This is a genomic window from Mycobacterium liflandii (assembly GCF_022354805.1).
In the GTDB taxonomy this organism is placed as follows: Bacteria; Actinomycetota; Actinomycetes; order Mycobacteriales; family Mycobacteriaceae; genus Mycobacterium; species Mycobacterium marinum.
Genome location: NZ_CP023138.1, coordinates 5,696,949 through 5,710,964, shown reverse-complemented (window position 1 = coordinate 5,710,964; position 14,016 = coordinate 5,696,949). Strand labels below are relative to the sequence as shown.

11 protein-coding genes, 1 tRNA gene and 2 pseudogenes are annotated in these 14,016 nt (G+C 66.3%); 6 read left to right on the top strand and 8 right to left on the bottom strand.

Annotated elements, in window-relative coordinates; translation table 11 throughout:
- Positions 1-337 precede the first annotated feature (337 nt).
- Positions 338-1,165: a class I SAM-dependent methyltransferase gene (locus CKW46_RS25330; RefSeq protein WP_036451106.1), complete on the bottom strand. Its 828-nt coding sequence runs from the start codon at positions 1,163-1,165 to the stop codon at positions 338-340.
- A gap of 881 nt (positions 1,166-2,046) precedes the next feature.
- On the opposite strand from CKW46_RS25330, the gene CKW46_RS25325 reads away from it, so the two are divergent.
- The 3 genes from CKW46_RS25325 to CKW46_RS25315 all read left to right on the top strand — a co-directional run bounded on the left by CKW46_RS25325 (position 2,047) and on the right by CKW46_RS25315 (position 4,225).
- Positions 2,047-2,280, top strand: a complete 234-nt coding sequence (locus CKW46_RS25325) for a hypothetical protein (protein ID WP_240366643.1) — start codon at positions 2,047-2,049, stop codon at positions 2,278-2,280.
- The gene (locus CKW46_RS25320; protein ID WP_499018466.1) at positions 2,180-3,454 is read left to right on the top strand and encodes a PPE family protein; all 1,275 of its coding nucleotides are present in this window, start codon (positions 2,180-2,182) and stop codon (positions 3,452-3,454) included. The genes CKW46_RS25325 and CKW46_RS25320 overlap by 101 nt, the downstream gene beginning before the upstream one ends.
- A 282-nt stretch (positions 3,455-3,736) precedes the next feature.
- On the top strand, positions 3,737-4,225 hold the full coding sequence (locus CKW46_RS25315; RefSeq protein ID WP_238559439.1) for a hypothetical protein: 489 nt from the start codon (positions 3,737-3,739) through the stop codon (positions 4,223-4,225).
- A gap of 175 nt (positions 4,226-4,400) precedes the next feature.
- Here the strand turns inward: CKW46_RS25315 and CKW46_RS25310 are convergent.
- Positions 4,401-4,505, bottom strand: a pseudogene (locus CKW46_RS25310) (transposase); the annotation flags it as partial.
- 717 nt (positions 4,506-5,222) lie between these two features.
- Here CKW46_RS25310 and CKW46_RS25305 point away from each other — a divergent pair.
- From CKW46_RS25305 to CKW46_RS25295, 3 genes are all read left to right on the top strand, one after another.
- A complete protein-coding gene (locus CKW46_RS25305) occupies positions 5,223-7,511 on the top strand; it encodes a PE family protein (RefSeq protein WP_482053479.1) in 2,289 nt (762 codons plus the stop codon).
- A gap of 464 nt (positions 7,512-7,975) precedes the next feature.
- Positions 7,976-8,839: a thioesterase family protein gene (locus CKW46_RS25300; RefSeq protein WP_482052539.1), complete on the top strand. Its 864-nt coding sequence runs from the start codon at positions 7,976-7,978 to the stop codon at positions 8,837-8,839.
- Positions 8,840-9,016: 177 nt separating this feature from the next.
- Positions 9,017-9,169, top strand: a complete 153-nt coding sequence (locus CKW46_RS25295; protein ID WP_011742030.1) for a hypothetical protein — start codon at positions 9,017-9,019, stop codon at positions 9,167-9,169.
- An 84-nt stretch (positions 9,170-9,253) separates the two neighbouring features.
- Here the strand turns inward: CKW46_RS25295 and CKW46_RS25290 are convergent.
- The 6 genes and pseudogenes from CKW46_RS25290 to CKW46_RS25265 form a co-directional block, all read right to left on the bottom strand.
- A tRNA-Arg gene (locus CKW46_RS25290) sits at positions 9,254-9,329 on the bottom strand.
- A 27-nt stretch (positions 9,330-9,356) separates the two neighbouring features.
- On the bottom strand, positions 9,357-10,181 hold the full coding sequence (locus CKW46_RS25285; protein ID WP_172607307.1) for an LLM class F420-dependent oxidoreductase: 825 nt from the start codon (positions 10,179-10,181) through the stop codon (positions 9,357-9,359).
- Between the two features lie 21 nt (positions 10,182-10,202).
- Positions 10,203-11,264, bottom strand: a complete 1,062-nt coding sequence (locus CKW46_RS25280) for a poly-gamma-glutamate hydrolase family protein (RefSeq protein WP_482052538.1) — start codon at positions 11,262-11,264, stop codon at positions 10,203-10,205.
- A gap of 116 nt (positions 11,265-11,380) precedes the next feature.
- Positions 11,381-11,710, bottom strand: a complete 330-nt coding sequence (locus CKW46_RS25275; RefSeq protein WP_015357061.1) for a hypothetical protein — start codon at positions 11,708-11,710, stop codon at positions 11,381-11,383.
- Positions 11,711-11,875: 165 nt separating this feature from the next.
- Positions 11,876-13,102: an Nramp family divalent metal transporter gene (locus CKW46_RS25270; protein ID WP_012396132.1), complete on the bottom strand. Its 1,227-nt coding sequence runs from the start codon at positions 13,100-13,102 to the stop codon at positions 11,876-11,878.
- Positions 13,103-13,181: 79 nt separating this feature from the next.
- Positions 13,182-13,917: pseudogene (locus CKW46_RS25265) on the bottom strand (flavodoxin family protein).
- Between the last annotated feature and the right edge of the window lie 99 nt (positions 13,918-14,016).

Below are 14,016 nucleotides of genomic sequence, written 5' to 3'. Positions count from 1 at the left end.
GGTTTCCTCGTCCCGCGCGCATCCTGGTCGTCGTTGGCGCGGCTGGGATTGGGTACGCCAGTCATCGTTGCATGCGAGTCCGCGTGCTCTCGGCGTGGTCGGTTGCGTCCAGCCCGGCAGCGGCCGCAGTCGGGCCAGCGGTGATTTGACCGATCGCGGCGGTTTCGGCGCGGGTTCCACCAGTACGGGTTGTGGTCACGACCCCGACGCTGGAAGCGTGAGTACAGTCGTGGGCGTCGACATAGCGCCAAGGCGAACCGGCTGGCAGCAGTGCATGACCCATTGTGCAGGTGTTGAGACAGGTCGTCGCGGAGCCGAGGGTCTTGCGTCGAAGTGGTTAACGCTTGATTGCTTGAACGGTGTAGGTCATCGGAATCCGGTCGCGATCTTCGGCGAGGATGAATTCGCCGTCGTAATCTGGGCTGGGGATCATCGCATCTCCCAACGGATTCCATGGGACTTCGCGATGCTCTTCGAGGCCGGTAACCATCAGCCCGGCGGCGGTGAGCGCGGTGAAGATCTCGCCGAGCCCATGATTGAAATGGATGATCTGGGGTGAGGCGACAGTTCCGTTACCGGCATAGGTTTCATGCTCGACGAACGGGATGCCACTAGTTTCAAAGTATGGGTATTCAACGACGACAAGCCCGTCGGGCCGCGGATCGCTGAGCGACCACAAGAACGGATGGCCCTCGCGCATGAACAGCCTTCCACCGGGCCGGAGCAGGCTTGCGACAACATCGGCCCAGCGGCTGATGCTAGGAATCCAGCACAACGCCCCAAGGCCGGTGTAGACGAGATCGAAACGCTCACCACCGAGTGCTTGGACCGCGTCATAGACGTCGGCCTCGACGAAACCGACATCGGCCCGGGCGCGCATCGCCAGGTCCCGGGCGGCTTGCAGCGCGGCAGGGGAGAAGTCCAAGCCCACCGTTGATCGTGGCCCCAGCCGAGACAGCGAGACCGTATCGGTGCCAATGTGACACTGCAGATGGGCGATATCGAGGCCATCGAGTCGTCCGAGCCTCGGCAGGTCATATCGAACTTCTGCAGACAGAAAATCGGGATCGTCGAAGCTGTCGAGGTCGTATCCATTGGGCCCGGTGTGCAGCGGCACGCGCGACTCCCAATTCGCCAGATTCAGGCTGCGCCAACTGGCGGCCATCGGACGTTGTGACACGTCATCCATGCCGACAGGATTGCATGCGCGGAAGCTGCTCCCCGACTCGCACCCAGCCGCAAGTTCCTCTCGCCAGGCATGGATGCAGTGGATGATCGGTTTGCTGTCGTGGCCTGCCCCGTATCGGCGACAGTATCGCAGACCGGAACGCCAGCCTGCCCGCGGACAAGCGGGCCATGTCCGTCTCCGGCCGGGCCCGTGCCCGGCATCGGACGGTCGAACTTTTCAGGTCGACTCGAACGAATCGACAAACCACTGGCAATAACGGACTGATACCGCCGCGCGGCCATGCCCACCCCCCTCATCTAAGGAGTGTCAAAGATAACCCCTGCGGCACCGGCTTTGGGGGAGCCTGCAAGCTCACCTGGTATTGGTCGCGAATGAGGTCCTGAACCGGAGATATGCGCCAATCGGTACCGCGGGAAACCATGCCGGTTTGCAGGTTCACCCGCCGAGCACCGAGCGCAGATCGGCGTTCGATTTCGGGATCCGCAACGAGCGTGGCCCCGGCTGCGATCGAGGGCTGTGAGGCGCCCCACAATGGTTGCCGCACAGCCAGTCCCGGGCATGGTGAAACACCTAAGTGTGTTGGTGGATGATAGCTTGTAGTGCATAGGCCGTGCTTGTCCAAGGCTTGGACAAGGGTGACCCCGGGTTGACGTGCCCGTGTCATCTGGGCTTTTCAGTCGGCGGTCGACATCCATGAATCGAACGCCATGACCATGGTCGCCCGCGGCACCGCCGAAGCTCCCGAGTGGGACGCCTCGGCCGCCCGCGACTTCCTTGAGAGAAAGGTAAGCGTCTGTTGTGTAGCAGTTTTCGTCACATGCCACCCGCGCGCACATCCAGCCGAGTAACGGTCGACGTTGTGGCTGGTCAGCGGCTGGTGGGTCTACGTGGTCGCCTGCGATCGGTCGGCGTCCCTCGTGGTGGCCGCGACGTCCAGCTCTCAGGTGATCGATCATGACATCGCCGGTATGGATGGGTTCACCGCCAGAGGTGCATTCGGCGTTGCTGAGTTCGGGTCCGGGTGCGGCGTCGTTGCAGGTGTCGGCGTCGGCGTGGACGTCGCTCGGCGCCGCGTATTCCTCGGCGGCTGACGAACTCACCGCCGTGGTGGTCGTTGGTGAAACCGAGACGTGGGAGGGGATGGGTGCCGCGAATTATGCGGCTGCGCACCAGCCGTATGTGGCATGGTTGATGAGAAACGGAGCCGAAGCCGAGGCGATGGCGGCCGAGCATGAGGCGATGGCCGCCGCGTACTGTGCAGCGCTGGCGGCGATGCCCACGATGGGCGAGTTGGCCGAGAATCACCTCACTCACGGTGTGTTGCTCGGGACTAACTTCTTTGGCATCAATACCGTTCCGATCGCCGTCAACGAGGCCGACTACGCGCGCATGTGGGTCCAAGCCGCAACTACCATGTCCGCTTATGACGCGGCCTCAACCGTGTTTGCGGCGCGAGCGCCACAAACGACCCCTGCTCCACGACCGATCCGCTCCCTTGGCGACGACGCCCCGAATGTGTTGCCACAGGCTGCAAACGTGCTGGGCAGCTGGTCGGATTTTTGGGAAGAATTCGTGTTCAATTTCTTCGATATCTTCACTTATGCCTGGGATTCCATAGCATTGCTCGGCATGGATATCGGCGAGTACCTGGGTGACCCCATCGGCTTCTTGATAGCGGGGGTCATCGGCTTTTTTGGGGGCTTCGCGTATGGAGCTGTGTCTGACGCGGTGGCTGGGCTTCTCGTGGCGCACAGCGTGTCCGAGGCCGTGGCGATCTCGCTAGCTCTCGCCAGCGTGCTCGCGCTGGATTTTGCAGTGACCGCGATGGTGCTAAGCGCCGTTGCCGTGCCACTTGCCGCCGCGATCGCTGTGCCAATCGCATTGCCGATCGCATTGCCGTTGGGCATTGACGCGTATGTCCGGGGTTCATCGGACCTCGGTGTGGGCGTGGCAGACGCTGGTTTGCGGAGTGTGAGTGTGTCGTCGCTAACGCAAAACATTGACACTCCAACGCAACTGGGAGGCCTTGCCGGTGTTCAGTCGGTGCCTGGGCCGAATGATGCCGTGGCGGGTATCGATCAAGATTCTGTGAGGCATGGGTTGGCAGGATCGGTGGGTGTGGGGGATGTGCAGTCGTGGGGGTTTGTCGGGACGTCGGGTTCAGTGAGAGGGGAGCCATCGGGCTTGTCGATGTTGGGTGCTGAGTCCGGGGGCCTGCGGGTGCCGGTGTTGCCGTCGTCGTGGGATCTGAGTTGGTCGAAGTGATCGGCTTTGATGGCGGCTTGTTGGCCGTGCTACGGCCACTGCTTCGTCACCGTCTCAGTGTGACTGGCGCGGCCACAACGCCGACCCATCCAGCACCCACCCGCCTACTTGTCCTGGACCTAGTAATGACTCCCCAGTGGCACAACCTCGGGCACGGTCCAACCAGTAGCCATCATCGCTCGGCCGTCCTGCCAGGGTTCCTACTGGAACCCGTTGCCTTATAGCGTCTTTCGTCCAGATCCCCTTGTCCGCCGCGACCATAGTTGCGTGTACGGTGAGGAGGTGCGTGACGCAAATGTGTGGATACCTCGCTTCATCGTCGCAGTCTCATTGTCGCTGGCTATCGGCACAGCAGCGTGCGATCGACATGAACACGCCACCAAGCCAATCAGCACCTCTCCAGCGCAGGATATTTCCTCTCCCGTAGAGCACCGAATCGTTGAGCTTGCAATTTCGGACATCTCAACGCAGCTTGGCATTCCAGTCGGTCTCAACGTCAGGCGCCTGAACGCTTCCGGAACGTGGGCGTTCCTGTATGGCCAGATCGTCGCTGGCGATGCGGGCAAACTGGACTACAGCGCTACCCCATTCGCGGATGCGGCCGCCAACGGGCTCAAGACCGATACCTATGCGGGCCTATTCCAGGCCAGCGGCGGCGATGCCAATCAACGCTGGACTCGTGTCGATAGCGCCATTGGGCCGACTGATTTGGCCTGGAGCGATTGGGCCGTGCGGTACGCGGCACCGGCAGAGATATTCGATACACGATAACGAGCGGAGCAAACGCGACACGTCGTTCGGCTGGGCTGTGTGCAGTGGTACGCCTCCGCAGCAGCCGGCGAAGTAGGACGGCGACCAGAGGCGTCCGAGCGGCGGGCACACCGGCTTCGGTGTATTCGCGGCGCACGGCGTCGGCGGTGCGGCCCTCGACTCGCTGGACCGGTGTGGAGATCGCCAAGTTGGGTGGGTAGCCGACGAGTGGGTGCATGTGGTCGGCTTCGCCGTTGAACTCGATCAACTCGGTACCGAGCTCGGCGCAGACCTGCCCCATGGTGTTCTCGCCACCTGCGAGTGACCCGATCCACCGCAGTGGAATAGAAAATGACACCACTTCGCGCAGCTCAACGGATGCAATCAATTGCCCAACCGCCATGTTTTCGATTAGTACCGCATCCAGTGCGCTAATCGGATTCACGCGCCGCGCGCTGCGGCCGCTTCCTGGATCGCGTTCAGATTTGCCAGCAACGCAATGATCGCCGTGGCCGTGGGTGGCTATCGGCGGCCAGTTGGTGCAGATGGGGAGCTGGCGCGAGCTCGCCGGACCGGTTAGGTCATATGACTCATCCCAGCAGGAGTTTCGGCGACGAGACTTTACCTACCGTCGGCGCGAGCTGCTTCAAGCTGCTCGGGCTGTCTGCTATTCGATGGCCAATTGGGGACAGCGCATGTCGTTTCTCATCGCAACGCCGGGCTTTGGTGCGCTGATGGGCGACCAACACCGCTATGGCCACTGGCGACCTGAGGCGCCGAGGGCAAGGGGCGTCGTTCATGACGCGAAGGCCGCAATAGCCGCGAAAGTCGTTGTGCTGCAACGTGGCGATCACCGGGACCTTCGGGAGCTACGGGCTGAATATCCGGCGCTCAGTGCGCGGGTGCCGGTGTTCCACGAAGAGTTTGTGCGGGCGTCTTGCTCGGCCGCGCGGCGCGTCTGCGGGCACCCGCTTGGTCTCCGAGAAGAAATCGTTTACGAGTTAAGGGGTCCCAGATGTTGTCTTACGTGACCGCAGCGCCTGAGGCGTTGGCCGCCGCGGCGGGAGATTTGACGGGGATCGGGGAAGCGCTGCGGGCGGCCACCGCGGCGGCGGCGCCCTCGACGACGAGCCTTGTTGCGGCGGCCGGTGACGAGGTGTCCACCGCGATCGCGACATTGTTCTCGGAACACGCGCAGAGCTATCAGGCACTCAGCGCACAGATGGCGGCATTTCACGATCGGTTCATGAACGCCCTGGCGGGTGCCAGCGGGTCGTATGCGAGTGCCGAGGCCGCCAACGTCACGCCATTGCAGACCATCGAGCAAGACCTGCTCGGCGCGGTGAATGCACCGACACAGGTGTTGTTCGGACGCGGGTTGATCGGCGATGGTGCCAACGGCACTGCGCCCGGGCAGGCTGGCGGGGCGGGCGGGCTGCTAATCGGCAACGGCGGTAACGGGGCGCCAAGTGCCGTCGGCCAAGCGGGCGGGGCCGGAGGCGCCGGGGCGAACGGTGGGGCTGGCGGCTCGGCGGGCCTCGGGGGTGCCGGTGGGGCAGGGGGCGCCGGTGGGGCCGGCGCTACCCCGGGTGGGGCAGGCGGTGCCGGTGGAACCGGCGGCGCCAATGGGCTTCTCGGCGGCGGTAACGGCGGCGCCGGTGGTGCCGGCGGGGTCGGCGGCACCGGTGCGACCGGCACCACCGGCGGGGTCGGCGGTGACGGCGGGGCCGGTGGTGCCGGCGGGGTCGGCGGGGTCGACCGGGCGCTGATCGGGTGGTCCGGTGGGGCAGGCGGGGTCGGTGGATCCGGCGGTGCTGGCGGTCTGGGCGGCACCGGCAGCGCTGGTGCAGGCTTGGGCGCGACCGGCGGTGACGGCGGTGCCGGCGGGGTCGGCGGTCAGGCGGGAGCCGGCGGCGCGGGCGGGGCGGTGACTGGCTCAATCAATCATTTGGGGAATGCCGGCGCGCACGGGGCCAATGGCATCGGCGGGGTCGGTGGTGGTGCCGGCGGCAAGGGCGGTGCCGGCGGCACCGGCGGCCAGGGCGGTGGTCCGGGCGGCACGGGCGGTATCGCCAGTGCGCTAGACAGCGGCGCCGGCGCTCAGGGCGGCGGGGTCCCCAGCACCACCGGGGTGCCCGGTGCCGACGGCGGTAAGGGCGGCACGGGTGGCACCGCGGGTGCGGCCGGTGTGGGGGTCGACGGCGGCGCGGCGGGCAGCATCGGCACCGGCGGAGTTGGCGGCACGGGCGGCAATGGCGGCGCCGGCGCCGACAATGACGTCAATGGCACCTCGGGTATTGCGCCCACCGCGGGTGGCCAGGGCGACCAGGGCGGTCAGGGCGGTGACGGCGGGTCCGGCATCGGCGGGGTCGGCGGTGGTGCTGGAGGCCACGGCGGCGTCGGCGGATCCGGTGGCACCGGTGGCACCGGTGGTAGCAATACCGCCAGCACCGGCGGGGTCGGTGCTGACGGAGGTAAGGGTGGCACGGGTGGCACCGCGGGTGCGGCCGGTGTGGGGGTCGATGGTGGCGCGGCGGGCAGTATCGGCACCGGCGGGGTTGGCGGCACCGGAGGCGAGGGTGGGTCCGGCGGCACCGGCGTTGCCGGCGCATCCGGGATAACGCCTGCCGTTGGTGGACCAGGCGGCCAGGGTGGTGCGGGCGGCACTGGTGGCGACGGTGGTGCCGGCATTGGTGGGGTCGGTGGTGGTGCCGGCGGCCAGGGCGGCCAGGGTGGTGCTGGCGGCAACGGAGGCATAGGCGGCGCCTACACCGGTACCGGACCCGGGAGCAGCGCGGCCGGTGGCCTCGGCGGTACCGGCGGAGCTGGCGGCGACGGTGGGACACCCGGTGCCGGCAGCACCACGGGTGGCATGGGAGGTAATGGCGGCACGGGCGGCGGTGGCGGTGGTGGTGGTGCCGGCGGCGCCGCCGCTAGTTTCGCAGTAGGCGGTGGTGGTGGTGGCGGTGGTGCCGCCGGCGGCCCAGGCGGTACGGCCGGAAACGGCGGGGTTGGCGGTAACGCCTTCGCCGCGGGCTTCAGCGGGACCGGCGGTGCCGCCGGTGTCGGGGCCGGGGCGCCCGGGGGCGTCGGTGGTGGTGGCGGCGGATTTGCACAACCAAATCTCTCGAACGATGGAACTCCCGGTGAAGATGGCTTCAAAGGCGGCCACGGCGGACTCGGCGGCGACTTCGGATTAGGGGCGAACGGCGGCCCAGGCGGCGATGCTGCCGGCGTGGGTGGGCATGGCGCCACTGCCTACGAATTCAGCGCCACCGCACAAGGCGGCCAGGGCCAGTCCGGTTAGCGCCGAGCCACTCCGCGGCTGCGGCTGTGGGGGGCGATATCCACGGAATGGTGGCGCCCACAACGGCAACCGGGTGTCGTGATCACGGCGGTATCGGTGATACCGCGATGCCGGCGGGGAAGCGTCCGGGACGCGCTGGCCATCCGCGACGTAGTTGTGACGCCGGCTGGGCGGAAGCGAAGGCGACACGCTGCGTAGGTGCTGAGGGATCGGGCGGCTTAGTCTGGACGGCGCGGAGGTAACACGGTGAAATTGGAGTCACGATCGGATCGATCTGCTGAACACCCCTACCGCGTGGCCGGTGGTCCTGGCGGCCCAAATCGCCTGCACCAGAAGCTGTCCCGTCGCCAGCCGGCCACCGGTGGATGGCCTTCGTAGGATTCGATACCGCGCAGGAAAACAGATGACCGATCATGCCCGCCAGCACAGACCCACTCACCCAGAATCGGAATGCAGCCGAAACCATGAGCAGTAGCCGACCCTTCACCGACCTCACCACCGCCCATGACCTCGGTGACGGAGCGTATAGCGCCACCATCGATCCCATCTGGACCATCGGCCCCAAGGTGCACGGTGGCTGCATGATGGCGGTCTGCGCAGCGGCCGCGCATCGGACGATCGGCGATGCGGTCGACCTGGCGCCAGTTGCCCTGAGCGCCAACTACATCAGCGCTCCAAACCCGGGCGAGGTGCAGCTCACCACGAAGGTCCGCCGGCGCGGACGGCAGGTATGTCTCGTCGATGTGGAACTGTCGCAGGACAGCCGCACCGCGGTAACCTGCTCGGTCACCCTGGGGTCCGTTGACACAAAGCCGCCACGACACAGCGCACCACTGCCCGTGCCGCAGATGCCGGTCCAGCCCCCTGCTGATGCCATACCCGTCTCAGCCGAACATCCCCTGGCCCAGATCCTCCATGTGAGCCAAGGATGCGAGCTCGCGATGGATTCCGCCACCACCGGCTTCCTCGTCGGGCAACGCGGAGCACCGATCAGCCGGATGTGGGTCCGCCCGTTCGCCTCTGACGAAGCCGACCCCGCCGCCGCAACGCTGTTTGCGATCATGGCCGGCGACATCGCCCCGCGCGTCACCGTGAACTGCGGCATCTTCGGCTGGACCCCCACCGTCCAACTCACCACCTACCTGCGGCGCCGCCCCGCCCCCGGCTGGATGCGCGTCATGGCCAGCTCGACCGTCATCGGTGATAGCTGGTTCGAGCAGGACCACGTCATCCTCGACGCCACCGGTCAGGTCGTGGTCCAAAGCCGCCAACTAGCCATGCTTCCGGAGGCCGCCGGGGCCTCGCGACGAACCGCCGTTGACGGCTGATCACGCCCGAGAGGCGCGGGCCTCCCCGACACGTGCGCCTGATTCAAATCAGCAGTTGCCATGCCACCGTGCGCGTGGCCGTTTGACGTCAACCGGATGCTGGGTGCCAGCGATTCCGCTGCGTCGGCGCCTTGCTGATTCCGCGAGCAAGTTGCTGCGGCGGCAAGCCGCCCGCCGATGAAGCGAGCGCAGCAGCTCGCCATCGAGGTGGACATCGCAGCGCGCACCGGCATGATGGGCGCCTACGCAGACCTGCTGCCAGCCCACACAGACCACATCGGTGGTCGCCACCCGACGGCTAGCTCAGCCATGCTCAACTCCCTCGTCTAGGGAGTGCCAAAGATCAACCGAAACACCGTCAGGCATCAACCGGAACAGAAACGTCAGCAATCACCCGACGCAATACAAACCACATGGTGCCCCCGGCAGGATTCGAACCTGCGACACCGGCTTTAGGAGAGCCGTGCTCTATCCCCTGAGCTACGGGGGCGGCTTCGCTGAGCTTACCGGGGGCAACTCAGCGCAGCTCGGCGATCACCTTTGCGAAGTTATCCAGGTGATTGTCCTGCACGGTGAACGACGTCACCCCATATATATCGCGGTAGCCGGCCAAGGTGTCGGCAATCTCGCGCGGTGACCCGCCGAGCACCGAGTGCAGCGCCAGTATCTGTTCGTCGGACAGCTCTGGCGCGTACCGGCGGGTCATCGCCAGGTCGGGCGCGGTTTCGCCTTCGTTGGGCAGGGCGGTGATCGCCAGGTTGAGCTCGAGCGCGTCAAACCGGTCTCCGGCGGCCCGGCGGACAAAGTCCACACGTTCGGCCAGCGGATCGTCTGCCCCGTGGACGTTGGACCCGGTCAGCCCGACGATGTTGGCCTGCTGGGCCGCCAACGTCATCACCCGGTTGCCGTTGCCGGCGATCAGGATCGGCACCGTCGGGTGATGCTGCTTCAGGTAGGCCGTCATGTGTTCGAGATAGTCGACGCGGGCTCCGGCGCTGGGGTAGGGCAGCTCGGCGGCATCGAACTCTTCCCGGACGTAGCCGGTGCCCAGGCCGAGCTCGAGACGACCTTCGCTGAGCAGATCCAGGGCCTCGGCGTCGCGGCTCAGCAGGGCCGGCTTGTAGAAGGCGGCGTTGAGCACATACATGCTCAACCGCATCTTCGTGGTGACCATCGCGGCGGCGGTCAGGGTGGGAAACGGCGCCGCGGCACCGAGATGATCGGGCACGCAGAGAATGTCGAACCCGAGATCTTCGGCCCGTTTGGCCAGCTCTTGCAGCGCTGCGCGCGATTTGATGAAGCGGACGCTCAACCCGAAGCGAAAATCTTTGGCCACCAACAATCTCCGTTCCACCATCGACACTTACCAAGCACGCGCGGCAGCCACCAGGCCTTGTACCAGGGAGGCGGTGACCGGCGACAAACCGTCGTCGCCGGGCAGGGGGCTGCGGGGGCTGAGCCCTCGCACCCGGATGGACAGTTCCAATTGCGCCCCACCGCCGCGGACCCGGTTGACCGGGTTGTCCGGATGCAGCCCGCGTGGCTCCGCCGGGATGGCGTCCAGATCGGTGACCACCTGGTAACCAGGCAGTTCAAGGTGGCGCGCCAGGTGGTCGGCCAGCTCGCGGTTGCGGCCGCCGGCCAGCAGCTGGGTGCCACGGCCGATGCGGCCGTAGCCGTGCAGTGAGACCGCGACGTCGACTTGGTCGAGGAACTCCGCGAGCCGCCGCGACTCGCCGGGGTCGAACCGCGACGATGGCAGGTGGTGGGGGTAGCGGTCGGGATGTCGCAGCACGTACACCGATGCGCCAGCGGCATCGGCGGCTCGCTCGGCGATGACGTCGGTCATCTTCTCCAGGCCGCCGCCGTGGATGGCGAGGAAGCCGAAGCGCGACCGTAGCTGGCTGATCTCGCTCAGGCCGGGCTCGCTCAACAATGCCGAAAGCGATTGTGGCCCAGCGCCGGAAGCCGCCGCGGATACAGGCTGGAGCCAATGCACCGGATCCCAGCGGTGCAGAAAGTCGATCCAGCGTTGCGGTAGCCCGTGATGCAGCGCGCCGTCGATGACGCGATTGAGGTATTCCGGCCGGGGCGGACCCGGGGTGATCCGGTGGTCGATGTACACCCAGGCCGTCGTCGGTCCGTCGTGGGTGCGCACGCACAGCAGGTCACGCCGATAGCGGACCGGAACCCCCTCGGCGCTGTCCAGCGTGGCCAGGTCCCGATCGGAGATCTGCCAGAGCACACCGTGCACCTGGCCGCCGGTGAGCGGCTCAACGGTGGCCACCCCACGTTCGTTGATCAACCAGTCGTGATCGGACAGGACCGCCGGACGCGGGTCGCTCGCGTCGGGGCATCGCACCGACATCTGCCGTACGCACAGGTTGGAACCGTATGCGAAGTACAGATGCCGGCCGGTGAGCATTTAGCGGGTCACCATCGGCTCGGCAGATTTCGACGCGGTGTTTTTTGACGCAAACCAACTCCCCGCGGGCCAGCACGGACGACGACGCAATCCATCCTGCCGTATCGTCGCCGCGCTCACAGCCCGGGCAGGCACAGCAGCGGAATACAGCCCAGATCCGACGGGGGCGTGTCGCCTTCATAGACAAATCCGCCGCGATTGGCCTGGAATCCGTAGTCCACCCAATACCAGGTGTGGCAGACGTTCATGTCCCAGTTGACACCGCCCGCCGGCACCGGTTCCCCGGGGCACCATTGGTAGGGGCCTCGCGGCGCTTGCGGCACGGGTCCATGGGCTCCGGGCCCGGCGTGTGCGGTGCCCGCGGTCAACCCGAACCCGGCTACCGCGACACCCCCGGACACCAGCGCGGCGCTGATCATCCGCTTCAGGTTTGCGGTGGTGTTCATGGTGAGCTTCCTCTGGTCATGCCCCGCCTGGCCAGGCGTAGTCGCGGCAAGTACACAAGCTCGGATTCGCTACCGATCCCAACCGGGAGGCCGGGCACCGGCGGTTTGCGAGTCCTGGCCCGTCAAGCACCCATTGTTCGCGGTTTGGCGGGTGTCGGGAAGCCGTCAGCCGGTCAGCGTCAGGTAGATCAGCGCCACGTTGAGCACGCTGATCAGCACCGCCACCCCCCAGCCGATCCAGGTGGTCAAGCGATGGTTGGTGTCGCTACCCATCACCTCGGGATTGCTGGTGAGCCTGACCAGCGGAAGTACCGCGAACGGTATGCCGAAGGACAGCACGACCTGTGAGAGCACCAGGGTGCGGGTCGGGTCCAGGCCCAGCGCCAAGATCGCCACGGCGGGGCACAACGTGACCAAACGCCGCACCGCCATGGGGACCGACCAATGCAGCAATCCCTGCATGATCATGGCGCCGGCGTAGGCGCCCACCGACGTCGACGCCAAACCGGAGGCCAGCAATCCGATCGCGAACAGGACCGCGATGGTCGCGCCCAGCGTGTCGTGCACGGCAGCGTAGGCGCCTTCGATCGAGGCGGTGTCCTCTCGGCCCTGCAAGTTGAGGGCGGCAACCAGCAACATCGCGGCGTTGACCCCGCCCGCGACGATCATTGCCAGACCCACGTCCCAGCGGGTGACGCGCAACAGCCGGCGCCGGTATGGCCCGGGCTCGGGATGGCCGTGGCGGTCACGGGCCAGGCCCGAGTGCAGATACACCGCGTGCGGCATCACCGTGGCCCCCAGGATCGCGGCGGCCAGCAGCACGCTTTCGGTGCCCTGAAAGTGCGGCACCAGTCCGGTGAACATCGCATCGGGGGGAGGTGTTGCGACGAAGAAGCTGGCCGTGAAGCCGACGGCAATGATCAGCAGCAGTCCGGTGATGACTCGCTCGAACAGGAGTTGGCCGCGGCGGTCCTGGATGAGCAGCAGCAGCAGCGAAATCACCCCGGTGATGATCCCGCCGATCGGTAGTGGCAGGCCGAACAGGATGCGCAGGGCGATGGCGCCGCCCACGACTTCGGCCACGTCTGTAGCGATTGCGACGATCTCGGCCTGCACCCAATAGGTCAGCCGGGCCGGGCGCCCCATTCGCTTGCCGATTTGTTCCGGCAGCGAATGTCCGGTGACCAGCCCCAGTTTTGCCGAAAGGTACTGCACCAGGCCGGCCATGACATTGGCCACCACGATGACCCACAACAGCAGGTAGCCGAACTGGGCGCCGGAGCTGACATTGGCCGCGACATTGCCGGGATCGACGTAGGCGATCGCCGCTACGAAAGCCGGTCCGAGCAGATACCAACTCGTCTTGAACGAGGTCTGCGTGTCTTGCGCCAATTCACCGGCCTTCGATCAGCACCACCGAACAACAAAGTGAGGCTAGCCGAAACAACTCGGCGCGCCGCCGGCAGGCCGCTTAGCGGTAATCGGGATTGGCGAAGTCCGGGCGGCACCCGGCGTCCCACTCGGTGCGTTGGTTCCCGTATGCCGGGACACCACCGGCGCGCTGCAACATCTGCGCCAGGTGCATCAAGTTGAAGGTCATAAACGTGGTGTTGCGGTTGGTGAAGTCATTTTGCGGCCCGCCCGAACCGGGGTCGAGATACGACGGACCGGGGCCGGCCTCGCCGATCCAGCCCGCATCGGCCTGCGGGGGGATGGTGTAACCCAGATGCTGCAGGCTGTAAAGTACGTTCATCGTGCAGTGCTTGACCCCGTCCTCGTTGCCCGTGAAGAGACAACCGCCCACCCGGCCGTAGTACGCGTACTGTCCGTTCTCGTTGAGCAGGCCTGAGCACGAGTAGAGACGCTCGATCACCAGCTTCATCACCGGAACTGTTGTCGCCCAGCCAGATCGGTCCGCACAGCACCAGGATGTTCGCCCGCAGGACCCGCTGATACAGGTCGGGCCACTCGTCGGCCTCCCAGCCGTGTTCGGTCATGTCCGGCCACACGCCGGTCGCGATGTTGTGGTCGATGGCACGGAAGCTGTCCACCTCGACACCGTGCTCGCGCATGATCTGCGAACTACGCGCGATCAGCCCCTCGGTGTGGCTGAGGTCCGGGGAGCGCTTGAGGGTTGTGTTGATGAACAGGGCGCGCAGGCCGTCGAATCGTGGAACCGCAGCACTGTCCTCGGAAGTCGCCGTCATGCCAACCTGCCTATCGTCGTCGTCGCAGTCCGGCGTCGGTTGTCGCCGACGGCCGTGATCGTAGTCCAGGCAGGAGTCGATTCCGCGGCTTGGCGCGTT

What these genes read in the sequence shown, in the direction of transcription:
- CKW46_RS25275 (WP_015357061.1), bottom strand. Translation starts at nt 11,710, where the DNA reads ATGAACACCACCGCAAACCTGAAGCGGATGATCAGCGCCGCGCTGGTG.
- CKW46_RS25280 (WP_482052538.1), bottom strand. Translation starts at nt 11,264, where the DNA reads ATGCTCACCGGCCGGCATCTGTACTTCGCATACGGTTCCAACCTGTGC.
- CKW46_RS25295 (WP_011742030.1), top strand. Translation starts at nt 9,017, where the DNA reads ATGAAGCGAGCGCAGCAGCTCGCCATCGAGGTGGACATCGCAGCGCGC.
- CKW46_RS25300 (WP_482052539.1), top strand. Translation starts at nt 7,976, where the DNA reads ATGAGCAGTAGCCGACCCTTCACCGACCTCACCACCGCCCATGACCTC.
- CKW46_RS25330 (WP_036451106.1), bottom strand. Translation starts at nt 1,165, where the DNA reads ATGGCCGCCAGTTGGCGCAGCCTGAATCTGGCGAATTGGGAGTCGCGC.